At 55.4% G+C, this 23,220-nt stretch carries 23 protein-coding genes, 1 tRNA gene and 1 riboswitch; of the genes, 16 read left to right on the top strand and 8 right to left on the bottom strand.

Annotation, left to right across the window (positions count from 1 at the left end):
- Positions 1-20 precede the first annotated feature (20 nt).
- Positions 21-107 (top strand) — tRNA-Leu (locus BM322_RS04685).
- 81 nt (positions 108-188) lie between these two features.
- On the opposite strand, the gene BM322_RS04680 is transcribed toward BM322_RS04685, so the two are convergent.
- Positions 189-542 carry a helix-turn-helix domain-containing protein gene (locus BM322_RS04680; protein WP_075428755.1) on the bottom strand — a complete coding sequence of 118 codons (354 nt, stop codon included), beginning with the start codon at positions 540-542 and terminating at the stop codon, positions 189-191.
- Between the two features lie 189 nt (positions 543-731).
- Between BM322_RS04680 and BM322_RS04675 the strand changes: the two genes are divergently transcribed.
- Both BM322_RS04675 and BM322_RS04670 read left to right on the top strand, forming a co-directional pair.
- On the top strand, positions 732-1,325 hold the full coding sequence (locus tag BM322_RS04675; protein WP_075428754.1) for an N-acetylmuramoyl-L-alanine amidase: 594 nt from the start codon (positions 732-734) through the stop codon (positions 1,323-1,325).
- 205 nt (positions 1,326-1,530) lie between these two features.
- Positions 1,531-1,716 carry a hypothetical protein gene (locus BM322_RS04670; protein ID WP_075428753.1) on the top strand — a complete coding sequence of 62 codons (186 nt, stop codon included), beginning with the start codon at positions 1,531-1,533 and terminating at the stop codon, positions 1,714-1,716.
- Between the two features lie 40 nt (positions 1,717-1,756).
- Here the strand turns inward: BM322_RS04670 and BM322_RS04665 are convergent, their stop codons facing one another.
- On the bottom strand, positions 1,757-2,713 hold the full coding sequence (locus tag BM322_RS04665; protein WP_075428752.1) for a GGDEF domain-containing protein: 957 nt from the start codon (positions 2,711-2,713) through the stop codon (positions 1,757-1,759).
- 222 nt (positions 2,714-2,935) lie between these two features.
- Here BM322_RS04665 and BM322_RS04660 point away from each other — a divergent pair, with 222 nt between their 5' ends.
- The 4 genes from BM322_RS04660 (at position 2,936) to BM322_RS04645 (ending at position 4,946) form a co-directional block, all read left to right on the top strand.
- On the top strand, positions 2,936-3,148 hold the full coding sequence (locus tag BM322_RS04660; RefSeq protein ID WP_075428751.1) for a hypothetical protein: 213 nt from the start codon (positions 2,936-2,938) through the stop codon (positions 3,146-3,148).
- A 111-nt stretch (positions 3,149-3,259) separates the two neighbouring features.
- Positions 3,260-3,532 (top strand): HU family DNA-binding protein, encoded by a 273-nt coding sequence (locus BM322_RS04655; RefSeq protein ID WP_033169776.1) that lies wholly within the window; start codon positions 3,260-3,262, stop codon positions 3,530-3,532.
- An 89-nt stretch (positions 3,533-3,621) separates the two neighbouring features.
- A complete protein-coding gene (locus BM322_RS04650; protein ID WP_075428750.1) occupies positions 3,622-4,344 on the top strand; it encodes a hypothetical protein in 723 nt (240 codons plus the stop codon).
- A 101-nt stretch (positions 4,345-4,445) separates the two neighbouring features.
- Positions 4,446-4,946: a hypothetical protein gene (locus tag BM322_RS04645; RefSeq protein ID WP_075428749.1), complete on the top strand. Its 501-nt coding sequence runs from the start codon at positions 4,446-4,448 to the stop codon at positions 4,944-4,946.
- 65 nt (positions 4,947-5,011) lie between these two features.
- Here BM322_RS04645 and BM322_RS04640 read toward each other — a convergent pair whose 3' ends face one another.
- Positions 5,012-5,566 carry a phosphoribosyltransferase family protein gene (locus BM322_RS04640; RefSeq protein ID WP_075428748.1) on the bottom strand — a complete coding sequence of 185 codons (555 nt, stop codon included), beginning with the start codon at positions 5,564-5,566 and terminating at the stop codon, positions 5,012-5,014.
- 201 nt (positions 5,567-5,767) lie between these two features.
- On the opposite strand from BM322_RS04640, the gene BM322_RS04635 reads away from it, so the two are divergent.
- Positions 5,768-6,949, top strand: coding sequence for a type III PLP-dependent enzyme (locus BM322_RS04635; RefSeq protein WP_075428747.1), 1,182 nt, complete (start codon positions 5,768-5,770; stop codon positions 6,947-6,949).
- Between the two features lie 55 nt (positions 6,950-7,004).
- A complete protein-coding gene (locus tag BM322_RS04630) occupies positions 7,005-7,214 on the top strand; it encodes a hypothetical protein (protein ID WP_074514709.1) in 210 nt (69 codons plus the stop codon).
- 54 nt (positions 7,215-7,268) lie between these two features.
- Here BM322_RS04630 and BM322_RS04625 read toward each other — a convergent pair whose 3' ends face one another.
- Positions 7,269-8,567 carry an aspartate aminotransferase family protein gene (locus BM322_RS04625; RefSeq protein ID WP_075428746.1) on the bottom strand — a complete coding sequence of 433 codons (1,299 nt, stop codon included), beginning with the start codon at positions 8,565-8,567 and terminating at the stop codon, positions 7,269-7,271.
- A gap of 66 nt (positions 8,568-8,633) precedes the next feature.
- Positions 8,634-10,583: a peptidase U32 family protein gene (locus tag BM322_RS04620; RefSeq protein ID WP_075428745.1), complete on the bottom strand. Its 1,950-nt coding sequence runs from the start codon at positions 10,581-10,583 to the stop codon at positions 8,634-8,636.
- A 183-nt stretch (positions 10,584-10,766) separates the two neighbouring features.
- Here BM322_RS04620 and BM322_RS04615 point away from each other — a divergent pair, with 183 nt between their 5' ends.
- From BM322_RS04615 to BM322_RS04600, 4 genes are read left to right on the top strand one after another with little or no spacing between them, the layout of a single operon-like run.
- Positions 10,767-11,312 carry a hypothetical protein gene (locus BM322_RS04615; protein WP_143102177.1) on the top strand — a complete coding sequence of 182 codons (546 nt, stop codon included), beginning with the start codon at positions 10,767-10,769 and terminating at the stop codon, positions 11,310-11,312.
- 33 nt (positions 11,313-11,345) lie between these two features.
- The gene (locus tag BM322_RS04610) at positions 11,346-11,912 is read left to right on the top strand and encodes a biotin transporter BioY (RefSeq protein ID WP_075428743.1); all 567 of its coding nucleotides are present in this window, start codon (positions 11,346-11,348) and stop codon (positions 11,910-11,912) included.
- A 2-nt stretch (positions 11,913-11,914) separates the two neighbouring features.
- Positions 11,915-13,063 carry a thiolase family protein gene (locus BM322_RS04605; protein WP_075428742.1) on the top strand — a complete coding sequence of 383 codons (1,149 nt, stop codon included), beginning with the start codon at positions 11,915-11,917 and terminating at the stop codon, positions 13,061-13,063.
- Complete coding sequence (locus BM322_RS04600) at positions 13,060-14,460, top strand: AMP-binding protein (protein ID WP_075428741.1); 1,401 nt, start codon at positions 13,060-13,062, stop codon at positions 14,458-14,460. Before BM322_RS04605 ends, BM322_RS04600 begins: the two co-directional genes overlap by 4 nt.
- Here BM322_RS04600 and BM322_RS04595 read toward each other — a convergent pair.
- From BM322_RS04595 to cbiM, 3 genes are read right to left on the bottom strand one after another with little or no spacing between them, the layout of a single operon-like run.
- Positions 14,392-15,060 carry an energy-coupling factor ABC transporter ATP-binding protein gene (locus BM322_RS04595; protein ID WP_075428740.1) on the bottom strand — a complete coding sequence of 223 codons (669 nt, stop codon included), beginning with the start codon at positions 15,058-15,060 and terminating at the stop codon, positions 14,392-14,394. The genes BM322_RS04600 and BM322_RS04595 overlap by 69 nt on opposite strands.
- Complete coding sequence (locus BM322_RS04590; protein ID WP_318254532.1) at positions 15,057-15,860, bottom strand: energy-coupling factor transporter transmembrane component T; 804 nt, start codon at positions 15,858-15,860, stop codon at positions 15,057-15,059. Before BM322_RS04590 ends, BM322_RS04595 begins: the two co-directional genes overlap by 4 nt.
- A gap of 12 nt (positions 15,861-15,872) precedes the next feature.
- Positions 15,873-16,889, bottom strand: coding sequence for a cobalt transporter CbiM (gene cbiM, locus BM322_RS04585; RefSeq protein ID WP_075428739.1), 1,017 nt, complete (start codon positions 16,887-16,889; stop codon positions 15,873-15,875).
- A gap of 176 nt (positions 16,890-17,065) precedes the next feature.
- Positions 17,066-17,252, top strand: a riboswitch (cobalamin riboswitch).
- Between the two features lie 353 nt (positions 17,253-17,605).
- On the opposite strand from cbiM, the gene BM322_RS04575 reads away from it, so the two are divergent.
- The 3 genes from BM322_RS04575 to meaB are packed head-to-tail and all read left to right on the top strand — an operon-like array spanning position 17,606 to position 23,218.
- Positions 17,606-19,801 carry a methylmalonyl-CoA mutase family protein gene (locus BM322_RS04575; protein ID WP_075428737.1) on the top strand — a complete coding sequence of 732 codons (2,196 nt, stop codon included), beginning with the start codon at positions 17,606-17,608 and terminating at the stop codon, positions 19,799-19,801.
- Positions 19,801-22,002, top strand: coding sequence for a methylmalonyl-CoA mutase (gene scpA / locus BM322_RS04570; RefSeq protein ID WP_075428736.1), 2,202 nt, complete (start codon positions 19,801-19,803; stop codon positions 22,000-22,002). Before BM322_RS04575 ends, scpA begins: the two co-directional genes overlap by 1 nt.
- Positions 22,003-22,015: 13 nt before the next feature.
- A complete protein-coding gene (meaB, locus tag BM322_RS04565) occupies positions 22,016-23,218 on the top strand; it encodes a methylmalonyl Co-A mutase-associated GTPase MeaB (RefSeq protein WP_075428735.1) in 1,203 nt (400 codons plus the stop codon).
- Positions 23,219-23,220: the final 2 nt, after the last annotated feature.

Here is a 23,220-nt window from a genome sequence, read left to right as displayed (position 1 = left end):
ACGCACGTAAGTGTCATTTTGCCGGAATGGCGGAATTGGCAGACGCAGCAGACTCAAAATCTGCCGTTGGCAACAACGTGCCGGTTCAAGTCCGGCTTCCGGCACCACTAGTGCTATCAAAACCTCGCAAGCTTTTGCGGGGTCTTTTTTCGTATGTTTTTTCGGGGATTGTATGGCCAATTGTTTTATTAGCAGTCTTTATGCTTGGTTTGATGCCTGGAAATGGAGCCTACGATTTGCGTGAGGGCCTTCAGATCGGCATCATCAAGCCGTCGAAGTTGCGACAGGAGCTTTTCGGTGTCGGGGGCAAAAGTTTTGAGTCCGAGCAGGTAGTCGATTGAGGTGCGGAATATCTCGGCAAGGATCGGCAGGCGGTCGAGGCTGGGTAGTGAGCGGCCTTGTTCCCAGTTGCTATAGCTGCTGGCTTTGACATTGCAAGCGGCAGCAACTTCACTCTGGGTAAGCCGGCGTTCTTCACGCAGGCGATGCAGGCGCAGATGGAATGGCTCCTTAGTGATCAGGTTTTTAGGGTCGTCTGTCATATTGTAACACGCTCCTTTCAGGTTATTATTCTATCATATTCTTCTAATATATGCGAGAATATACGAGGAAATTGGTAGAAAATACTAGACAACGCGTATGGAGCGCTATATAATGTATGTAGATTTTGCGAGTTTTTTAGTCGAAATTCGTATTATTTACCAGTTTATTAAATTTGAGAGAGAAAACTTATGCGTGTTTTTTTGAATCCCGGCCATGCCTTGGGCGGTAATCCTGATTCGGGTTTTTCACATCCGCGGCTGCAGCTGCGCGAGTGCAATCTGGCGCTGACTTATGGCAGTTTATGTGGCAGGTATCTGGAATTGGCTGGTTGCGCTGTAAAGCTGCTGCAGAGTCATAATCTAAGTGGTGAAAATCCAGGCTATCCTTGTGTTGTCGACATGGCGAATCAGTGGGGAGCAGATGTCTTTGTCAGCATCCACGTAAATGCCGGGGGCGGCCGCGGCCCTGAGACCTATTGCTATAGGACAGATGGTGCAGGCGGTCAGCTGGCGGCCTGCATCCAGCATCAGCTCCTTTGGGGGCTGGCACCGTATGACCGTGGCTATGTCGATCGCGGCATCAAGGAACATCCATCCTTTTGCGTACTGCGGAATACCATCATGCCTGCTGTGCTCGTCGAGGTGGGATTTATCGATAGTGATGATGTCGGCATCCTTACCCAGCATGGCGATGATATCGCCAGGGCAATCGCGCAGGGCATCGCGGATTACTGGCGGGATACGAAGACGAGCGTACCTATAGATATGCTGCTGGGGGAATAATGAGAATGTCTGTGCTAAGTGGAAATGTCTGCGAGACAGCATAAATATTCACTATTGACTTGACTATATTGAATAAATGTACTAAATTAATCTTGAAAACTGTACATCTTTACACTGGCATACCGCTCTAATCGTGCTATAATGTTTGTATACAAAATTCAAGTATCGAGCAACATAGGTACTGCGATGAAGGGAAAACTGTCAGATGGAAAAAACTCTTATAGAGCTTTGTAGCCTCTGCAACAGCATGAACGGATTGCAGAGGGAAATCGAATCGATGGAAGAATGCCTGGAACGTTTGGATGAACGGCTGGAGTATTCCATGGAGCATCGTTTGCACGGTGCTGGGTTGTTTTCAATCAGTATGGGTGTTTACAAGAACTTATTTTAAAAAGAGCTGACCTTTAAGAAGGTCAGCTCTTTGCTATGTCTCAGTCCTGGTCGATAGTGACTTTGTCGCGGCCTTGCCGTTTTGATTGGTAGAGGGCGCTGTCGGCGCGGGAGTAGAGACTGGTGAAGTTGTCGGTTGGTTTGGACAGTGTGCAGCCGATGCTCATGGTGACGGGGTGATGCTGGCTGCCATAGGTAACCCCGGCTGGAATCGCAGACCGGATCCGTTCGCAGAGCGTCTGGGCGAATTCCCGGGAGGGAACATTGGGCAGATAGATGCAGAACTCATCGCCGCCCATGCGCCCGACGATGTCGGTATGGCGGATGTGTTCCCGGATTACGCGGACGATGCTGCGCAGAACCTCGTCGCCTGCCTGATGGCCAGCCGAGTCGTTGATAGCCTTGAAATAGTCGATATCGAGCATGATAAAGGCACCGGGCGTGTTTTCCCTGAGGGCCAACTGGATGAGTTCATGGATGGCGCCGCGGTTATAGACGCCGGTCAGCTGGTCCGTAGCAGCTTTGCGTTCGAGCCGCTGCTCCTTTTTCATCTCGATGGTAACGTCGTAGAAGAATCCCAGCGTATGCCGCAGTTTCTGGTTCTTATCGTAGAAACGATGAGCCGTTACCCGGTAGAAACAAGTATGGGAATTGTCATAGGTCAGGCAGAGGTTGGACGTTTTGTCCACATTCTGCATCGATTGCTTGAGAAAATTGATCCCGACTTGAGCAAATGGCGTGGTCAGTTGCTGGGTGGCTGTGCTAAAGCTGCTGATGGTCTCTGGCAGCTGCAGGATTGTTGCACAGGCAGCGGAAAGATACATGATGTCCCTATGTGAATCATAGTTGAAGACATAGAGTTTGGCCGACTCGCAAAGCCAGTGGAAATAGGCTTGCTGTTCTTTGCGCCGGCGGTGTTCCCAGCATAGCAGGCATATCAGGACGAGTATAATCAATAGCAAAAAAAGGGCAATTTCCATGGATTGATTCATAGTCATCGGTCCTTTGTCTCATGATTTGTCTAGTAATTGACATACTTATCATACAATAATGATAGCATATTTGTTTGCTTACGTAAACTTTATGAAGGGATGATGATAGGGAAAAGTCAAGACTTTTTCTGAAAAAAATCCCGTGCTATACTGTCATCAGTGCCGTGCATGAATCCGATGTGGATGTCTGATTCGCACGGCAAATCTGGAGGGTGAAGGAGAATCACGATGACCGTAGACACACAGGGAAAAGAACTGGCTTGTATCGATAAATTGGGCACCATGTGCGCGATGAGCAAGTGGACCGATGACCAGCTGCAGGATGTACTCGATATGCTGCGCGACTATGGCGAAAGCCGTGAGCATGATGGCTATGCTGCTGGCTATGAAGCTGCCCTGAATGATGCCGTGGCAGCGGCAGAACGCACTACGGTTGGCTGATTTTTAGGCTATTTTGCTAAAAATTCGTTCAGAATGAGAAAAATAATTGACGAATGCAAGATAATTCGCTATAATACGTCGTGTTATCAAAGTGAAAGGGGATTAGTCACTATGGCAAAAGAAGTACTTAGCAAATCCGCACTGGTAGATAAAGTAGCAGAGGCTGCTGGCGTATCCAAGAAAGATACGAAAGCTGTTGTCGATGCACTGCTCGAAACGGTAAAGGAGAGCGTAAAAGCTGACGCTGAGATCCGTCTCATCGGCTTTGGTACGTTCAAGAAAGCTCATCGCAATGCACGTCAGGGCCGCAACCCGCAGACGGGCGCAACGATTGAGATTGCTGCTAGCGATAGCCTGGCATTCAAATCCAGCGTTAAATACTAATCACAAGCGATTAGCGATACGCGATTGAGTATCCGGAAAGAGCCTGACAGGATTGTCCTGCCGGGCTCTTTTTCATAGGAGGGGTGACGGTGAAGAAATCGCATATTATCCTAGCGGCGGTAATCCTCTACCTGCTCATCATGGTGATAGGCGGCATGGCCTACTATGCCTACAGCATCCAGCATGAGGAACAGGCTGCGCAGCAGGAGCAGGCGGCCCAGCAGGAAATCGCTGCGCGGCGTCAGGCCCGTGAGGCCGTGGAGAAGGCCAAGGACGGGGCTATTGCCGATGATAAGGCAAAGAGGGCTCAGCAGGCGTCAGAGCGCCGTGAGCGCGCCCAGGGGGAAATGTGGGAAGAGACAATCAATGGCGTGACGTATTACAAGCATCACTGGCCGAAAAAGCTGCCCTCGGGGGTCTATTTGCGCCCATTTATTGCCACGCAGAACGAGATCTGTGTGCTCAAGAACGATATCTATTACTACTATTCGATTACCGATGAACAGCAGACTGCCTGGATCATGGGCGACCGGCTTGACATCACGGCCGGAGGGCAGACGACGACATTGGTACTTGACCCGTCAAATCTGCATAAGCATATGGCCTCCGACGCGTCCTGGCTGTCGGAGAACTATGTGATGAATGCGGATCAGGCGACGATCGATGCCTTTCGCCGGATTGCGGCAGCTGGCGGAGGGACTATCGTTTATTACAAGACAGATGGCAAAGCGCGCAGCCAGGAGCTGGGCAGCCAGGAAGTCCAGCGGATCCGGGACATGGTGGAGCTCTATGATGCGCTGCGCCAGGAATGAGGTTGCGGCTTGATTTTAATGGGCGGTTAATTGACAGTGACGGCGAAAACGATTACGCTAGTATACGGTATTTCTTAGGTGTTCCAGAAAGGAGTTTTTCCATGGGAAAGACAGCATTATTGACGCTTGGTGCGTTGTTTTTAGGTTCGTCGGCAGTCATGGCAGCGCCAATCAATCAGATGGCAGCAAATGAGACGGCTATCGGCGTAGGCACGAAGGAGTCCTACATCGAGCATAAGGTCAGCGGCAAGGCTACGGTGGGTGCCCAGCTGGCCAACCGCGATCAGTATGGCGACCAGAAGGACCTTTATATGCAGTATGATGTGGTGGGTTCCCAGGTCAAGCTGATTGGCGGTTATCGCTGGGATTTGCCGGGGGATAAGAACCAGATCTTCGGCGGTGTCGCTGTGAGCACGCCGAAGGTCATGGGCTTTGATGCCTATGCCTCCTATGTGGCAGGCAAGGACTTCAACGAGGTTGCTGTTGGTGTCAACAAGAACCTGCTTTTGAACGTTGACCTCAACGTCAACTATCACAACTTCAAACCGGAGAACGGCAAGCGCGAAAATGGCGTTGGTGCCGGTGTCACGGTCAAGTTCTGATTGACTGGCAGATAGAAAAATTCCGCAAGGGCGCAAGGCCTTTGCGGAATTTTTTAGTGGTTATATCAGTTCTGGGCTTCAAAGAGCGGCAGCGGCTCGAGGAAGATGATGTCATTGCGTTTGGAGGCATCACCCTCGGCAAGTACGCAAGCTTCGCCGACAACGTTGCCGCCGGCTTTTTCAGTCAGCTCGCGCAGCGCTTTCATCGAGCCACCCGTGCTGATGACATCGTCGAGCAGCAGCACGTTCTTGCCTTTGATGCGGTCAACATCGACACCGTCGAGGCAAAGGTTCTGGACGCCTTTGGTCGTGATGGAGATATCCTCGACCCAGATGGCATTTTCCATGTAGGCCTTGACGGATTTGCGGGCAACGATATAGCGCGGCATCGAAAGCTCGCGGGCCAGGTCAGCAGCCAGAGGAATGCCCTTGGTCTCAGCGGTCAGGATGATGTCGGTATTGGCCGGAACCTTCTTGGCCAGCTCCTTGGCGCAAGCGAGCGTCAAGTCAGGGTCACCGAGCATGATGAAGCCGGCGATGGCCAGTTTATCCGTGACGTTCAAGATAGGCAGGGAGCGCGTGCAGCCTGCAACAGTCAATTCATAAAATCTATCAGCCATAGTACACCTCTCTCATTTAGTACCTACCTATTATACTCTCTTTCTAACTTATGTGCAAATCAATCTGACAGGAAGATAAAAAGTTGCATAAAATTGCGGTTTATCCCTTGTTCTATGCGGGATTTTGTAATAGAATACTTTCATGAGACTAACTTTAATTTTTGGTCTTAAATTTATACAATAAGGTCGTGTTAATGTGTTATGAAAAGCTTCAGACTCACCGAAAAAGAAATGAACAAGATGGCAGAGCGGATTCCTACGCCGTTCCTGGTCGCATCGCTGGACAAAGTTGAGGAAAACTACCAGTTTATGCGCAAGCATTTGCCAAGTGCTGGTGTTTATTATGCCATGAAGGCAAATCCGACACCGGAAATCCTCAAGCTGCTGGCTTCTCTTGGCTCCCACTTCGATGTGGCTTCGGCTGGCGAGATGGAAGCGCTGGCAGAGCTTGGCATCGAGGGTTCGCGGATGATTTACGCCAATCCTGTAAAGGATGTGCGTGGCCTGCAGGCGGCGGCTGTCTATGGTGTGCGCCGGTTCACCTTTGATGACGTGACGGAAATCGACAAGATGGCCAAATACGTGCCGGGGGCTGATGTGCTGGTGCGCATCCAGGTCCGCAACAACAAGGCCCTTGTCGACCTCAATACGAAGTTCGGCGCGCCGATGGATGAGGCCCTTGATTTGCTGGAGAAGGCAGAGAAGGCTGGCCTCCATGCGATGGGCATCTGCTTCCACGTTGGCAGCCAGTCGCTGTCGACGGCGGCTTATGAAGAGGCCCTGCTCTTAGTTCGTAATCTTTTCGATGAGGCGGAAGCTCGCGGAATGCACCTTACCGATCTCGATATAGGCGGCGGTTTCCCGGTACCCGATGCGGATGGGCTTGCGGTGGATCTGGCAGCCATGATGGAGGCCATCAACCGCCAGATTGACCGCCTGTTCCCGGAGACGGCAGTATGGACGGAGCCGGGACGCTACATGTGCGGCACGGCGGTCAACCTCGTGACCTCGGTTATCGGCACCAAGGATCGGGCGGGCACGCCGTGGTATATCCTCGACGAGGGTATCTATGGTTGCTTCTCAGGCATCATGTATGACCATTGGACCTACCCGCTCCATTGCTTTGGCAAGGGGGAGAAGAAGCCGTCGGTCTTTGCCGGCCCGAGCTGCGATGGCATCGATGTGCTCTATCGCGACTTTATGGCGCCTCAGCTCCAGGTGGGGGATAACCTTCTCGTAACGGAGATGGGTTCCTATACCAGCGTCAGCGCAACGCGCTTCAACGGTTTCTACCTGGCCCCGACGGTTATCTTTGAGGATCAGCCCGAGTATGAGGCACGTCAGAGCACCAGCAATGACGATGATGCCGAGGCGGCTGTCTGACTTTTGACATCTGACAAGTCAAACTGGCAGCAGTATAGAAAGGAAGAAATACAGAATGGAATTAGCAGAGATCGAGCATATGCTGCTGCATGCCCTGACGGAAGAATCCGTAGGGGAAAAGCTCGATGGTGCCAAATCCCAGCAGGAAGTATACGAGGCTTTAAAAACGCTGCCGTACTTCACGCTGACGATGGAGGAATTCCAGCAGGGAATCCAGGCACTCAAGAACGAACAGGCCGAAGTGCATGAGCACGAGGCCGAGTAAATGACATAGAAATAGCCCCGCTACGATGTAGCGGGGCTATTTTTATGTGTGGTATCAGAGGTTTTTCTCCGTCAGAACCATGTCGATGGCGTTGAGCACGTCGTCGACGTTTTCTTTGGTGATGACAAGGGGCGGCTGGAAGGCCATGACGTTGCGGCCTACGCCGTTCTTGCCGATGATGAAGCCGCGGTCCTTGAGGGTCTCTAGGACGTCATCGAGGATTTCGGGGGCCTCGGAGCCGTCGGCGTGGATGAATTCGGCACCGTCCATAAGGCCGAGGCCGCGGACATCGCCGATGACGGGATGTTTCTTCTGGAGTTCGCGCAGGCCGGCTCGCAGCTGCTCACCGCGCTCCATGGCGTTCTGGGCAAGCTTATGCTCCTCGATGTAGTCGAGGACGGCCAGGGCTGCCTCCGAGGAAACCGGGTTGCCGCCGAGCGTCGAGGCGCCGGGGCGGGTATAGGTATCAGCAATCTTGGCACTGGCGATAAAGGCCGAAATCGGCGTGCCATTGCCCAGGGCTTTCGCCATGCACATGATGTCGGGAACGACATCGTAGTTTTCGATGGCAAAGAGCTTGCCCGTGCGGGCAAAGCCCGTCTGAACCTCGTCGATAATCAGCAGGGTGTTGTATTTTTCCAGGATTTCCTTGACGCGTTTGAAGTAGCCCTTCGGCGGTACCACACAGCCGGCGTTGCCTTGGATCGTCTCGGCGATGAAAGCGCCCGGGTGTCCGGATGTTGCCGTCTTGATGAGGTCTTCGATGGCGTTGGCGCAGGCGTAGTCGCATTCCGGGAATTTCTTGTTCATGGGGCAGCGGTAGCAGTTGGGGTTCGGGGCAAAGTGGATGCCGCCTACTGGCGTCGGCGCTGTGCGCCACATGGTAAGACCCGTGACGCTCATGCCAAGTTTCGTGCGACCGTGCAGGCCTTGGCGCAGGGAGATGATCTCGCTGTTGCCGCTGTAGACTTCTGCCAGCAGCAGGGCGCCCTCGGTGGCCTCGGAGCCCGTGGAGCAGAAGAAGGATTTTTGCAGGTCTCCCGGCGTTACTTCAGCCAGTTTTTCGGCAAGGTTGACGAAGTTTTCGGTCAGGTAGATGTTGCAGACATGCTGGAGCTTATCGACCTGAGCTTTGATCTTGGCCGTGATTTCGGGATTGCAGTGACCGCAGTTCATGACGGATACTCCGGCGTACATATCGAGGTATTTCTTGCCGTTGCTGTCCCAGAGGTACTGCATCGAGCCCTTGACCATCTGCTGGGGATTTGAGTAGAAATGCGCGAGGCACGGCATGATATATTTCTTTTTCTTTTCGATGATGGCCTCAGGGCCAATGTATTTCTGTTCTTCCATTTATACGTATCCTTTCTGAAGACACCCTCCGGCACATCACTACCGGAGGGCGTTTTGCTATATGGGTCAGATGGAATTGCGGCTCTGGCGGAAGCGGTAGGTACCAAGGCCAAGCTCGCGGGGGCCCTGTTTGAGTTCCGCAAGTCTTGACTGGTTAATTTCTTGACCAGCTGCCAGGGCGTCTAAGGCCTCACGATAGATTTTCGTGACTTTGCCCGTAAATTCCGGCGTGTAGTCCTGAGCCTCGATGCGGTAGGAAGCAATGCCGTTGAATTTTGCAAGATATGGATAGAGGCAGAGGTCCTTGGCAAAGTAGATATGGTTGCGGTCGAACTGGTCGATGCGGATGGAGTGCTTTTCCTTGGCATTGTCCACCAGGGCGTAGCGGCGGTCGAGCACCTCGGGATTGTCGAGGTCGTTATACTGGGGCAGGGACATGCCGGGGATATTGTGGTCGCAAATCATGGACTCGTAGGAGCCGTGGATGATGGTCTCAATGGGCAGCTCGGAGCTTTCGACGATCTCGCGCAGCTGCTCGAAGGAAAGCTCCAGCGAGGAGCAGACCTGGGTGAGGCCGTTCTCCTTGAGGAACTTGGCAGCCAGATGGTTAAAGAGGTTAAACGAAACGTCAGCCTGAACCGGCAGCTTGGTGTACTGCTTGGCAAGTTTCAGTGAACCCAGGTTGCTGACCATGATGCCATCGGCGGCAAGCTCCGGACGGGAGGAAACCGCCGTCAGAAACTGCTCAAGCTCGCCGCATTCCCGGCGCATGGTGGTGCGCGGCGTGTTGATGACGACTTTGGCCTTGCCCTTGGCATAGGCGATGATGTCGGCGTATTCCGCCAGCGTCCATGGGCGGAACGGGCGGAAGGCCTCGCCGCCGACGTAGATGACATCGGCGCCGTTATCGACAGCGGCCTTGGCCGACTCGATGGTGTTTACGCGGACGCTAAGGGTGCGATGAGCCGCATTTTCCTTGTTGATGTCGGCCTCCTGCTTGAGGATTTCATCCTGGAAGCCAGCCTCTTTTACTGCATCGCTGAAGAAACGCGGCTCGCGCTCGCCGGTCATGCCGATGTCGTCCTTGGTGGTGCTGCCAAAGGCAAAGGTGGTCGTGAAGTCGCGGGCGCGGTTCTCGTAGAGGCTCTTCCAGCCTTCTTCGTCGACCTGATAGCCCATGGGGTCAGCCAGATAAGCATCGATGGCCTTGCGGTAAGTGGAGACGATGCGGCGGATGAACGGTGCCGGGCGCATGCGGCCTTCAATCTTGAAGGAGAAGACGCCAGCCTGGATAAGCTGAGGAATCGAGCGGTACATGCACATGTCCTTGAGGGCCAGCTTGTAAGCGCCGTCGCTGTCCTTATCGAGGACTTCGCCGGTTTCCTCGTCAATCAGCGAGTAAGCCCAGCGGCAAGGTTTGAGGCAGCGGCCGCGGTTGCCGCTCTGGCCGAAGACGACGCCCGAGTGGATGCACTGGCCGCTTTCGCTCATGCACATGTCGCCATGCATGAAGTATTCGACTTCGATGCCCGTGCGCTCGCGGAACAGGCTGAGCTCGGAGAGCGTCATCTCACGGCCAACGACGATGCGGGTGATGCCGTATTCCTTGAGTTTTTCGATGGCATGCTCGTTGTGGGTGTTCATCATGACCGACGTATGGATGGGGATGTCGATACCCATTTCATGAACGAGTTCGAGCACGGCAAAATCCTGCACGAGCAGGGCATCCGGCTTGATTTCGTTAAGGTAAGCGAGGTACTCCCGCAGGGCTGGAACCTCTTCGTCGCTGATGAGGTTGTTGAGGGTGATGTAGAGCTTGACATCATGCTCGTGGGTGTAGGCGATGGCCTTCTTGAGCATCTCGTCGTCGAAGTTGAAATCGCCTTCGTGCATGCGCATATTAAAGTGCTTGCCGCCGAGGTAGCAGGCATCGGCACCTGATTCAACACCAGCTACGAGGGCATCCCAAGTGCCAGCCGGTGCCAACAGCTCTACCGATTTACGATTAAGAATCATGATATTAATAAACCCCTTTTATAAACATTTTTAATAACTAATTAATCCAATATATAAGTATAGCAGGAAAGACAGCAACCAGCAATAATCTTATGTATGAAGTTGGTTAACTTAATTATCGACATATGGTTGACGAAAGAAGAAACGGTGTTTATAATGAGAGTGTTTGCGGGAGGTCAAGGGATGAGTACGAATCATTTACGGTCACTGGCTAAGGTGCTCGCGCGCCTGCAGGGAGAAAAGTTTTCCGGCGCCGCTATCATGCGTGCTGAATGGTCAGCGGGAACTGACAGAAGGCAGGTTGAGGAATTGCAGGTGCTTAAAGACCGACATAATCTTATGAGGGTCTGCTGCAAGGCCTGCGGAGAGCAGCTTTTAGTGACCATGCTGCTTGGTCATAAGCCCCAGCAAGATGTTGATTTGTCAAAAGTTGACCAGTCAGATTTGACAAGTCAACAGACGGAGCTGGAACGTTGGGAGGTCAGCGCTGCTGAGGTTTGGGGATTTACAGCAGCTGTTGGTGACACGAATATCATCCATCAGCGGGAGACGCCCGTGATTCCCGGACTGTTGCTGCTCGAAAAGCTCTTGGCGCAGCGTCCGGCAGGGACAGCAAAGCTTTCCATGCGCTTTTCCCATGCGGCGTATGCGGGTTTTGTGTTTGTTGACTGGTCAAAGGGAAGGTTTTTGCAAGGGAAACGCTGCACAGCATCTTTTGCCTGGCAGTGAAATCAATCTATTCGGTTAAGGCAGGTCTTTATTATGCAGAAAGAAACAGCAATGGCATTACCAGAAGAAAAATTCACGACGCGGCAGATGACGAAGATGGCTCTTTGTCTGGCTTTCTGCTGTGTGTCGGCATTCATATCATTTCCGCTGCCATTTACGCCGGGCCTGGTGACGGCATTGACGGTGGCCCTTACGGTGACGGCACTCGTACTGCCGCCGAAACTTACTTTTATCACGATTGCGGCCTACGTGTTCTTAGGGGCGGTGGGGCTGCCGGTATTTCCAGGCGGCATGGGCGGTCTTGGCCGTCTCTTAGGGCCGACGGGGGGCTTTTACTTTGGCTGGCCCTTTGTCTGTCTGCTGGTCAGCCTGCTCAAGGGTAAAGCCATCGCGTTTCGCCGCTATGCGCTGGTGGCAGTGCTGGTGGGCGTGCCTCTCACGTATGTGGGCGGTTTGATCTCGATGATGCTGGTCATGCAGGTCGGCCTCTGGCAGGGCCTTGTCATGGCGGTGTTTCCCTTTATCCCCGGCGATATCATGAAGGCGCTGCTGGCGGCATTTATCGGCGTGCGCGTCAATAAGATGCTGGAAAATCTTTAAGTATGCAGGAGGTATATGTACTCGATGTGCTGCGGACACCGATTGTCGGCAAGAACGGAAAGTTCAAGGCGATACGGCCCGAGGTGCTGGGGGCTGAGGTAGTAAAGGCGCTGCTGCGGCGGTGTGAGCTGACGGCAGTGGATGGCATCCTGGGGGGCAATGCCGTGGGAACTGGTGGCAACATCACGCGGCTTATGGCGCTGCTGGCTGGACTTCCCGAGGAGGTACCAGCCTGCACCATTGACATGCAGTGCGCGTCAGCGGCTGCGGCAATAGGGATGGCTTATGCGAAAATCGCAAGTTACCAAGGGGAGATATGGCTTGCGGGTGGATTGGAAAGCTCGTCGCTGCAGCCCTTGCGGACCTACGCGCCGCTGGATGACCGCTATGGCTTGACGCCGCAGGGGGATGGCAGATACTATACGGCGCAGTTCGCCCCCGACGATATGGCTCCTGATACGATGCTGCGTGGCGCTGAGCGCGTGGCGGCAGCAGAGGGGATAACGCGGGGCGCACTCGAAAAATGGGCCCTGTGCTCGCATGCGCGGGCGGCAGCTGCCGCTAAGACAGGTGTCCTGCAGGATGTGATCGTGCCGGTTCAGGGATGGGCGCGTGATGATGGTATCCGCCTGCATATGAATCAGCGCCTCCTCGACCGCTTGCCATTGCTCTTGGGCGAGGGCACGACCCTTACGGCAGGGACGGCCTGCTCGATCAATGACGGCGCAGCCTTTGCGGTGCTGGCAGCGGGCAATTATCTGCGGCGTTATGGACGGCGGCCGCTGGCACGCATCGTGGGCACGGCTGCCGTGGGCGGCAGTCCTGCTCAGAGTCCGCGCGGGGCCATGCGCACGGCGGATGGCCTGCTAGCGCGGCTTGGCTGGCGCTATGAGGATCTGCAGGCCATCGAGTTCAACGAGGCCTTCGCCGTCATCGATGTGCTGTTTGAGCGCGCACATCCAGACTGCATAGAAAAGTACAACCGGTTTGGCGGAGCGCTGGCCTACGGCCACCCGTATGGTGCGTCGGGGGCCATCCTGCTCGCCCATCTTATCAAGTCGCTGCAGGCAGCTGGCGGCGGCCGCGGCATTCTGTCGATTGCTGGCGCAGGGGGTATGGGCGAGGCGATTGCATTGGAGTTGGTAGAATGAATTATCATGAACTGCTGCGCAGCTGGGCGGAGGTTCAGCCGGATAAGCTGCTGCTCGTCGTGGATGGGGAGTCGTGGACGTATCGGCAGCTGCTGGCGCAGGTGGAGCGGTTGATGGGGAAGTGGCAGACGGGATTGCCTGCGGGTCTCACAGGGGGCAGCGTGCTGGTGCTGGCCGATAATCTGACCGGCCAACTGGCAGCCTTTTTGGCCTTGCAGGCGCTGGCGGTGCGGCCGGTCCTCTTGCATCACGGCTTGCGGCCCCAGGAGGTGCAGGCTATCCTGCAGGAGAATCGTCTGCAGGGACTCTTGTCACTGTCCGCAAACAAAAATGACCAGTCAGGATTTGACTGGTCATTTCAATTGGTTGGGAATGAAAAAATTCCGCATAGCGAGCCCGATATCCTCGGTGTGCTGAGCTCGGGCTCCACGGGCACGCCCAAGGTCATGTACCGCACTTATGACAGTTGGGCTGGCTTTTTTTCTGTGCAGAATCCAATCTTTCATGTCGCGCGGGAGACGCGGCTTTTCCTGCAAGGCAGCCTGAGCTTTACCGGTAATCTGAATACCTTGCTGTCGGTGCTCTACGCGGGCGGTACCATCATCACGAGCCGGGGCTTGCATTGCCGCCGCTGGACGCAGCTCATGGACAAGTGGGCCGTCGATGTGATCTATCTGATTCCGACGAAACTGCAGCTTTGGGCAGCGGCCCGTTCAGCGCCTTTGACGGCGGTAAAGTGTCTGTTCACTGGCTCGCAGCTGCTGAGTGCGCGCAACATCCGCGCGCTGCAGCAGCTGCTGCCCCAGGCTGCGCTTATCCTCTACTACGGGGCCAGCGAGCTGAACTATATCACCTATGCCATCTGCGAGGATGCTGACCGTGACCCGTGTAATCTGGGGCGGCCGTTTCCGGGCGTTGCGGTGACGGTGCATGATGGCCTTATCTATGTCGATACGCCTTATCATGTCAGCGGGGTATCGTTGCCTTTTTCGGTCAAGGATACGGGCCATCTGAATGAAGCTGGCGAGCTTATCTTTGCGGGGCGCCGCGATGCCTGGGTCAATAAAGGCGGCGTCAAGATCAGCACCTTGCGGCTGGAAAATGAGCTGCGGGCAATCCCAGGCATCTGCGCGGCTGTTGTGTTGCCCTATAGTGATACGCTGCGCGGCAGCACCTTGGCGGCTTTCCTGGTAAAAGAGGAGATGGCAGCAGCTAGTGATGTGCGCCGCGCTATCCGGCATGAGCTTGCCCCCGTCGAGGTTCCGCGCGTCATCGCGTTCTTGCCCCGGATGCCCTTGAATGACCGTGGCAAAGTTGACCGCGGGGCGCTACGAGAGCAACTCCACCGAATGGTCGGCATGAATGGTAAGCATCCTGTCGGCCAGTGTGCTAAGTGACGCGTCGTGGGTGGCAATGATCAATGTCTTGCCGGCGTCTTTGAGGGCCTGCAGGAATTCGCGCAGCCAGGCCTGGGCTTTTTCGTCCAGGGCGCTTAAGGGCTCGTCGAAGGTCCAGACGCTGGGGTTCATGGTCAGGATGGAGGCAATGGCAGTCTTTTTCTTTTCGCCTCCGGAGAGCGTATAGGGAGCGCGTCCGCGCAAACGTGCAAGGCCGAGGAGCTCGAGGGCGTCGTCGACGCGGCACGCTATCTCGTCAGGCGCAAGGCCCATCTGCTCGGGGCCGAAGGCCAGTTCCTCGGCGACGCTGGCGCAGAAGAGCTGCGCATCAGGATTCTGCCAGACGAAGCCCATCTGCTGATGGAACCATTTGGAGTAGCAGTGGTCGCGCATCTTGTCGGCGGTAATCTTTGTGTCACAAAAATGATAAGTACCAAGTTCTGGATAGATGAGGCCGTTCAGCATGCGCAACAGCGTGGATTTTCCCGCTCCGTTGGGGCCGCGCAGCACGACGGTCTCACCTTTTTTTATGGTGAAGCTGGCATGGCGCAGCACAGGCTCGCCATCATAGGCATAGCAGACATCGTCAAAATGGATCATAGGATAGCCTCCAGTCGCAGGAATAGATAAAGATAGAGAAGGTGGATGAGCAGCAGCAGGTTGTCGCCTGGGCGGAAGGACTGCTGGCGTGCTGGCAGGTATTCGCCGGTAAAGCCGCGGCAGATCATGGCCTCGTACATGGTCTCAGACATTTCCTTCGAGCGCAGGAACATGGTGCCGAGTATGCCGCCAGCGGCGCGCTGCTTGTGCCGGTTCTTGCCAATGGAGCGTAGCTTGAGGGCCGTCAGCATGTCGCGGGCAATCTCGCCGAGCAGGATGATATAGCGGAGCGTGGTATCCAAAAGGAAGATGACAGTCTGCGGTACATGAAACCTGCGCAGCGCTGCCGTGAGCTCGTTCCAGGGCAGGAGGGAGCGCAGGATGCTGAGTGCTGCAACGGACAGGAAGGTCTTAGCTGGCAGCAGCAGGACAAGGGCTCCGCTGCCAAGGGCTATGGCTGGCAGGATGAGCAGCAGCGAAAAGAAGGCGGCAGCAAGGGAGGCTTGAACGGCTGGCCAGAGCATGCGGCCAGGCAGCAGGCATAGGAGCACCAGTGTCAGGGCCAGCTCGCAGAGCAGGAAGGCGCTAGTATGGGCAGTTACGCAAAGGAGCAGCCAGAAAAACAGGAAGCAGAGGGCGCTGCTGGCGGAAATATAACGCGGCAGTGAATGGCCAGCTTGTTGACGGATGGCGAGCAGTACAGTCATCACACGCAAAAGAGACCGGGAGATGAAATAATCCCGGTCCCGATTTGGCTGATAGTTTTCTTCCTGTATTGCCCATGGTGGAAGTTTTATCATGCAGAAAGCCCCTTAGTGTTTGGCAATGGAGGCGTCATAATCGGTAGATTTGTGGATAAATGACGCGAGAATCTTGAAGGTCAGCACCAGAAGTGCCGTGCCGATGATGGCCGAAAGGATATAGCCGAAGGATTCTGGCAGTCCGGCAATCGCATAGTCGGGGAACAGGGCATCAAAGGAGAAGCCGTCTTCCATGCCAGCCGGTGTATAGCCAAGGGCTGAGCCTAAGAAGTCCTGCTCGGCGAGCTCCTCAGGATCCCACTCACCCCAGGCAGTACCTGTGGCCAAAAGTCCGAGGGGCGTGCCGATGATCAGCAGAGCGACCAGCCCGTAGACAGCCTTGATGCCCGCCTCTGCCTGCTGGGCCGTTTGCGAAAGCAGCGAGGGGGCAGTCTTTTTCAGATAGCCCAGGATGGCTGTCGTGAAGACGACTTCGGCAAGACCGAACAGCGTCAGATGGCCGGCCATCATCGCTGGAATCGAGATGGCAATGGGATACGGGCAGTAGAGGGCCTGGCCGGCTGCATCGGTGAAGAGCAGCGGCTGGATTCCAAACTCGATGGCAGCACAGAGGGCGGCTAGATTGATGCCGACGTAGGCACCGATGCCAGCGGCGATAAGATCGTGGCCGGGCAGTTTCTGCTGCAAGGTGCGATAGATGGCATAGCCAGCAAAGGGCATTACGAATGCCATGTTGAAGCAGTTGGCGCCGAAGGCGAGCAGGCCACCGTCCCCGAAGAAGAGTGCCTGGACGAACAGGGCGACGCTGACCGCAAGGCAGGCCGACCAGGGGCCAAACATTATGGCCAGCAGCACGGCGCCGACGGCATGGCCTGTCGTGCCGCCCGGCAGCGGCAGGTTGAACATCATGCCGAGGAATGAGAAGGCCGCGCCAATCCCCAGCAGCGGCATCTTCTCTTTGGGGACTTCCTGCTTGACTTTCTGTACGGCCAGCCACCAAACAGGCACCATGGCGGCACCGAAGACGGCGCAGGTGGATGGGCTCAGATAATTTTCCGGAATGTGCATAGTATCACTCCTATCATTGAATAAGAAAGTAATAAGATCTCAATACGGTTTCAGTTTAAAGTATTTTCACATAATTTGTAAGCCCCAAGGGGGGATACTAATTTGACCTGTGATTTTTTTCGGGAAAATTTGACAATTAGCCAAAACAATAGTAAAATAAATTTCAGTTAAAATAGAATATAGCGATTGGATTAGGTGTCGCAAGACTTAATAGGGAAGCCGGTAAAATCCGGCGCGGTCCCGCCACTGTAACAGCGAGCGACTCCGCAGATATGTCACTGGAGAGGGAAAAAGCCTCTTTGGGAAGGCGCGGAGGAGCGATGAACTGGAGCCAGGAGAACTGCCTGATTGACGATCACCGTTTGACCTGCGAGCGATGGGGATGGGGATCTTGGACGATTTAGTTTAGAAAGAGTCAGGCTTTTACCTGACCGTTAGAACTGAATGTTTTTCAAGATGAGCCTATTTCCGCATGCAGCAGGGAATGGGCTCATTGTGGTATGTATTCTCGCTGTTCTTGACTTTAGGCGAAAGGTTTTTCCTCATGGAATCTTCTGTGGGGAAGAAATTGCTCATACATTTCATTCAGTTCTATGTATTGGCTGCCTTTGTTGCAGCAAGGGTCTCGATTTGTGGAAGGATCGAGACCCTTCTTTTTTTGCCTGGGCGGATGAAATGGAGCATATATTATTCTACCTTTAAAGGGGGAAATGTATATGAGTAATGAAACAAAGACACAGGCAGAGTCGGAACTCGACCTGCAGGCCATCCTGAAGAAGGCTGAGCAGCAGACCGAGTTCCCCGATGTACCGCTCGACGAGTTTACGCCGCCGACGTATGAAGAATGGAAGGAGAACTGTATTACGCTCCTGAAGGGCGCACCCTTTGAAAAGAAGATGTTCACGAAGACCTACGAGGGCATCACCTTTGATCCCATGTACTTCCGCAATACCACCGAGGAAATCCTTCCACGCACGTCCTTCCCCGGCATGGATGATTTCCTGCGTGGGTCCCGGCCCAATGGCTACATCAAGTCGCCCTGGGGCGTTGCCCAGGCCTGCGATGAGACGATGCCTGCTGAGAACAATGAGCTGCTGAAATACGAGCTGGAAAAAGGCTCGACGATTTACCATATCAAACTTGACCAGTCAACGCTTACCGGTCAGGATGCCCGTGAGGCGGAAAAGCCCGGGGACGAGGGCTGCAGCGTAACGACGCTGGATGACCTCCATGTATTGCTGGATGGCTTAAAGCTTGACGAGCATCCGCTGTACATCTATGCGGGGCAGACGGCCCTGCCAATGCTTTCCATGGTGGCGGCGGTGCGCCGGGCATCGGGAAAAGACATGCAGGCGGTCCGCGGCTTTATCGGTGCTGACCCCATTGGCGAGCTGGCCGAGCGGGGAACCCTGGCGGCAGCCCTTAGCGACCGCTATGACGAAATGGCGGAGTGCGCCAAATGGGCTATCGCCAATGCACCGGGCCTGCGCACCATCATGGTTCGCAGTGACGTCTACAGCCGCGGCGGTGCCAGTGACATCCAGGAAGCCTCCTATACGATTGACACGGCAGTAACCTACCTGCGGGAACTGCAGAAGCGGGGGCTTTCCATTGATGAGGCGGCCAGCCAAATCCTGTTCGGCTTTTCCATGGGGGCGAATTTCTTCCTGCAGATTGCGAAGCTCCGCGCGATGCGGCCCATCTGGGCACAGATCATCGCGGCCTTTGGCGGCAATACCGAGTCCCAGCGCATGCATGTCCATGCCAGACCAGCACTTTTTTTCAAGACGGTCTATGACCCTTATGTCAACATGCTGCGCAATACCACGGAAATCTTTTCGGGGGTTGTCGGTGGCATCGACTCCTTTGAAAATGCCCCCTTTGACGAACCGATTCGCAAGGGCGACGTGTTCTCGCGCCGCATCGCCCGCAACGTGCAGATTATCCTGCAGGAAGAGTTCGGCCTCTTGCAGCCTATTGACCCGGCCGGTGGTTCCTGGGCAGTAGAAACGCTGACGAAACAGGTCAAAGAAAAAATCTGGGAGGCCTTCAAGGAAGTGGAAGGCGCCGGCGGCATCGTGGAGGCACTGAAGGCGGGGAAACCTCAGCAAGCCATTGGCGAAGTGCTGGCGGAGCGGTTCAAGAATGCGGAACTCCGGCGCGATCGCATCGTCGGCAACAATATGTACCCGAATATGACGGAGAAACTTCTCGACCCGCGCACCGAGGATTGGGCCGAAAATAAAAAAGCGCGTACCGAGGCCATCGAAGCGTATCTGGCGGATATCGACGGCAAGTATCGCGCGGAGAAACTCGCGGCCCTGTCGAAAGCCCAAACAGACCGGGTGACGGCAGCTATCGCGGCTGCCGAGGCTGGGGCAACTCTGCCGGAGCTTTGGGCAGCACTGCCAAAGACTGGTGAGGCGCCAAGTGTCGAGAAAATCACGCCGCACCGCTGGAGTGAACGCTTTGAGGCCCTGCGTCACCGCACGGAAAAATATGCAGCCGACAAGGGGGATAACGTGCGCATTTTCCTGGCGAATATGGGGCCGATTCCGCAGCATAAGGCAAGGGCGGACTTTACCACGGGCTTTTTGCAGGTCGGTGCCTTCGAGGTACTGCGCAACGATGGCTTCAAGACGACGGACGAGGCTGCTGCTGCTGCCGCTGAATCCGGGGCCGATGCCGTGGTCATCTGTTCGACCGATGCGACCTATCCGGAAATCGTTCCCGATTTAGCACCAAAACTTCATAAGGCGCTGCCAGCGGCTACGGTCTATCTGGCTGGAGCCGCACCGAAAGAATTGCTCGAAACGTACAACGCGGCGGGCATTGACGATTACATTTCGGTACGAGCCAATTGTTACAAAATCCTGCAGTTCCTGCAGCAGAAGAAAGGAATGATGGCATAATGGCAGCGTTCAAGAATCCGGATTTTACGAGCATGAATCTGCGGGAGGCACCGCAGCATACGAAAGAAGAATGGCAGAAGCTCTTTGAACAGCAGGTCAGCGCCAGCTATGACGAGATGACCGCGCGCACGATGGAACATATTCCCGTAAAGCCATTCTATAACCATGATGAATACGACCATATGAATCATCTCGATTTTGCCAGCGGCATTCCGCCATGCCTGCGCGGACCGTATTCGACGATGTACGTATTCCGTCCCTGGACCGTCCGTCAGTATGCAGGCTTTTCGACGGCGGAGGAATCCAATGCGTTCTACCGCCGCAACCTGGCTGCCGGCCAGAAGGGCCTGTCCATTGCCTTCGACCTGCCGACCCATCGCGGCTACGATGCCGACAATCCGCGTGTGCTCGGCGATGTGGGCAAGGCTGGCGTTTCGGTTTGCTCGATGCTCGATATGAACATCCTGTTCTCGGGCATTCCCCTTGACCAGATGTCGGTATCCATGACCATGAACGGCGCGGTGCTGCCAATCCTTGCCTTCTATATCCAGTCCGGTATCGAGCAGGGCGTTGACAAGTCAATCATGGCGGGCACCATCCAGAACGATATCCTCAAGGAATTCATGGTGCGCAACACCTACATCTATCCGCCGGACATGTCCATGCGCATCATCGGTGATATCTTTGAGTACACGACGAAGAACATGCCGAAGTTCAACAGCATCTCGATTTCGGGCTACCATATGCAGGAAGCCGGTGCTACGGCGGATATCGAGCTTGGCTACACGCTGGCCGATGGTCTCGAGTACCTGCGCACGGGTATCAATGCCGGGCTGGCGGTCGATGCCTTCGCCAAACGCCTGTCGTTCTTCTGGGCGATTGGCAAGAACTACTTCATGGAAGTGGCGAAGATGCGCGCGGCGCGCGTTCTCTGGGCCAAGATTGTCAAATCCTTTGGCGCGGAGAATCCAAAATCCATGGCGCTGCGCACGCATTGCCAGACTTCGGGCTGGTCGCTGACGGCGCAGGACCCCTTCAACAACATTTCCCGTACCTGTATGGAGGCTATGGGCGCGGCCCTCGGGCACACCCAGTCCCTCCATACCAATGCGCTGGATGAAGCCATCGCTCTGCCGACGGACTTCTCGGCCCGCATTGCCCGCAACACCCAGCTCTACATCCAGGATGAGACGCGGGTCTGCAAGATTATCGATCCTTGGGGCGGCTCGTATTATGTTGAGGCATTGACCAACGAGATCATCCGCCGGGCCTGGGCCCATATCCAGGAGGTCGAGTCCCTGGGCGGCATGGCCAAGGCCATCAGCACGGGGCTGCCGAAGATGCGCATCGAGGAGGCCGCGGCCCGCCGGCAGGCCAGAATCGACTCGGGCAATGAGACCATCGTGGGCCTCAACAAATACCGTCTCGACAAGGAAGATCCGCTGGAAATCCTTGCCATCGACAACACGGCGGTGCGCCAGGCCCAGATCGAGCGCCTGGAGAAATGCCGCAGCGAGCGCAACGAAGACGATGCGCGCCGCGCGCTCGAGGCCATCACAAAGGCGGCGGACAGCCGCGACAACGGCAACTTGCTCGAATGCGCTGTCGAGGCCGCGCGCGTACGCTGCACGCTCGGCGAGATTTCCGATGCGGTCGAGAAGGTTTCGGGACGCTATCAGGCCGTCATCCATACGATTTCGGGCGTCTATTCGTCGGAGTTCACGAATAAGAGTGCTCTGGAAAAAGCCCGCCACATGGCTGATGAATTCGAGGAACTCACGGGCCGCCGGCCGCGTATCTTTGTCGCCAAGATGGGCCAGGATGGCCACGACCGCGGCCAGAAGGTTATCGCCTCCAGCTTTGCGGACATGGGCTGGGATGTCGATGTCGGGCCGCTGTTCCAGACGCCGGAGGAAACGGCGCAGGATGCCGTCGATAACGATGTGCATATGGTCGGGTTCAGCTCGCTGGCCGCTGGCCACAATACGCTTTTGCCACAGCTGGTTGAGGAGCTTAAAAAACTCGGCCGCGAAGATATCATGGTCGCTATCGGCGGTGTCATCCCCGTACAGGATTACGATTTCCTCTACGAGCATGGGGCAGTGGCTATCTTTGCGCCGGGGACGAATATCCCGGAAGCTGGCTGCAAGCTGCTGACGCTGCTCATCAACCGGGCGAAAGAAGAGCTCGCAGAAGCATAGGGAGGTAATACGCATGGCACAGAAATATTCGGTCAGCAAACCGAGCTGGGTGCCAGAAGAAAAGGATGAGAAATTTGCCTGCTCGGTCATGGGCGGCATCGAAGGCATCAAGGATACGACAGTCGGCAATATCAATCCGGCCATCCAAAGTGGCAAACTGAAACCCAAGCGGCGCTTGGTGCTGACCGAGGATGAATATGTCGAAGGCGTGGCGCGCGGTGACCGCATGACACTGTCGCGGGCCATTACGCTTATCGAGAGCAACAGCCCGCGTCATTTCAAGAAGGCCCAGCGTGTGCTCCAGCGGCTGCTGCCGCGCACGGGCAAGGCCCTGCGCATCGGCATCACGGGCGTTCCGGGCGCCGGCAAAAGCACCATGATCGAGGCTTTAGGCAATATGCTTTGCGATGAGGGGCATCGCGTGGCAATCCTGACGGTCGATCCGACAAGCTCGGTTACGAAAGGCTCGATTCTTGGCGACAAGACGCGGATGGGAACGCTGTCAAGACGGCCCGAGGCTTTTATCCGCCCGTCGCCGGCCGGTGGCACTTTGGGCGGCGTAGCCCGCAAGAGCCGCGAGACCATGCTGATGTGTGAGGCTGCCGGCTACGATATCATCCTCATCGAGACGGTCGGTGTCGGCCAGTCCGAAACGACGGTGCGGTCGATGGTGGATTTCTTTATGCTCGTGGTGCTTACTGGCGCTGGCGATGAACTGCAAGGCATCAAAAAAGGCATCATGGAACTTGCCGATGCCATCGTCATCAACAAGGCCGATGGCGATAACCTCGTCAAGGCCAAGGTGGCCCGCGGCGAATTCGAGCGCATGATCGAATACATCCGTCCGGCTACGCCAGGCTGGCCCACGCATGCGTATCTGGCCTCAGCCATCGAAAAGACAGGGCTTGAAGAGCTCTGGGAGGTCATGCAGGCCTTTGAACAGATGACCAAGAAAAGCGGCGTCTTCCAAAAGCGCCGCGATGGCCAGCTGCTCGACTGGATGCATAGCATGATCGATGAGCATCTGCATAACCTGTTCCTCGAAGATCCGGTCATCAAAGGCCGGATGCCCGAGGTAAAGGACGCGGTTCTTGACGGTACGATTTCGCCGACGCAGGCAGTGGCCGAGCTTATCGGCATGTTTGATGTACAGCGGGCGGCCGCAAGGCAGGATGATTTGTTCCATCCGCGGGAAGAGAAGGGAGGCGGCCGTTAGGC

This window comes from Selenomonas sp. GACV-9 (genome assembly GCA_900116485.1).
Classification (GTDB): domain Bacteria; phylum Bacillota; class Negativicutes; order Selenomonadales; family Selenomonadaceae; genus Selenomonas_A; species Selenomonas_A ruminantium_G.
The sequence above is the reverse complement of the archived record's forward strand: the minus strand, read 5'-3'. Positions and strand labels throughout refer to the sequence as shown.

Excerpts from the sequence above, each read along its gene's own strand:
- BM322_RS04680 (WP_075428755.1), bottom strand. The coding sequence starts at position 542 with ATGACAGACGACCCTAAAAACCTGATCACTAAGGAGCCATTCCATCTG.
- BM322_RS04675 (WP_075428754.1), top strand. The coding sequence starts at position 732 with ATGCGTGTTTTTTTGAATCCCGGCCATGCCTTGGGCGGTAATCCTGAT.
- BM322_RS04670 (WP_075428753.1), top strand. The coding sequence starts at position 1,531 with ATGGAAAAAACTCTTATAGAGCTTTGTAGCCTCTGCAACAGCATGAAC.
- BM322_RS04665 (WP_075428752.1), bottom strand. The coding sequence starts at position 2,713 with ATGACTATGAATCAATCCATGGAAATTGCCCTTTTTTTGCTATTGATT.
- BM322_RS04660 (WP_075428751.1), top strand. The coding sequence starts at position 2,936 with ATGACCGTAGACACACAGGGAAAAGAACTGGCTTGTATCGATAAATTG.
- BM322_RS04655 (WP_033169776.1), top strand. The coding sequence starts at position 3,260 with ATGGCAAAAGAAGTACTTAGCAAATCCGCACTGGTAGATAAAGTAGCA.
- BM322_RS04645 (WP_075428749.1), top strand. The coding sequence starts at position 4,446 with ATGGGAAAGACAGCATTATTGACGCTTGGTGCGTTGTTTTTAGGTTCG.
- BM322_RS04640 (WP_075428748.1), bottom strand. The coding sequence starts at position 5,566 with ATGGCTGATAGATTTTATGAATTGACTGTTGCAGGCTGCACGCGCTCC.
- BM322_RS04635 (WP_075428747.1), top strand. The coding sequence starts at position 5,768 with ATGAAAAGCTTCAGACTCACCGAAAAAGAAATGAACAAGATGGCAGAG.
- BM322_RS04630 (WP_074514709.1), top strand. The coding sequence starts at position 7,005 with ATGGAATTAGCAGAGATCGAGCATATGCTGCTGCATGCCCTGACGGAA.
- BM322_RS04625 (WP_075428746.1), bottom strand. The coding sequence starts at position 8,567 with ATGGAAGAACAGAAATACATTGGCCCTGAGGCCATCATCGAAAAGAAA.
- BM322_RS04620 (WP_075428745.1), bottom strand. The coding sequence starts at position 10,583 with ATGATTCTTAATCGTAAATCGGTAGAGCTGTTGGCACCGGCTGGCACT.
- BM322_RS04615 (WP_143102177.1), top strand. The coding sequence starts at position 10,767 with ATGAGTACGAATCATTTACGGTCACTGGCTAAGGTGCTCGCGCGCCTG.
- BM322_RS04610 (WP_075428743.1), top strand. The coding sequence starts at position 11,346 with ATGCAGAAAGAAACAGCAATGGCATTACCAGAAGAAAAATTCACGACG.
- BM322_RS04605 (WP_075428742.1), top strand. The coding sequence starts at position 11,915 with ATGCAGGAGGTATATGTACTCGATGTGCTGCGGACACCGATTGTCGGC.
- BM322_RS04600 (WP_075428741.1), top strand. The coding sequence starts at position 13,060 with ATGAATTATCATGAACTGCTGCGCAGCTGGGCGGAGGTTCAGCCGGAT.
- BM322_RS04595 (WP_075428740.1), bottom strand. The coding sequence starts at position 15,060 with ATGATCCATTTTGACGATGTCTGCTATGCCTATGATGGCGAGCCTGTG.
- BM322_RS04590 (WP_318254532.1), bottom strand. The coding sequence starts at position 15,860 with ATGATAAAACTTCCACCATGGGCAATACAGGAAGAAAACTATCAGCCA.
- cbiM (WP_075428739.1), bottom strand. The coding sequence starts at position 16,889 with ATGCACATTCCGGAAAATTATCTGAGCCCATCCACCTGCGCCGTCTTC.
- BM322_RS04575 (WP_075428737.1), top strand. The coding sequence starts at position 17,606 with ATGAGTAATGAAACAAAGACACAGGCAGAGTCGGAACTCGACCTGCAG.
- scpA (WP_075428736.1), top strand. The coding sequence starts at position 19,801 with ATGGCAGCGTTCAAGAATCCGGATTTTACGAGCATGAATCTGCGGGAG.
- meaB (WP_075428735.1), top strand. The coding sequence starts at position 22,016 with ATGGCACAGAAATATTCGGTCAGCAAACCGAGCTGGGTGCCAGAAGAA.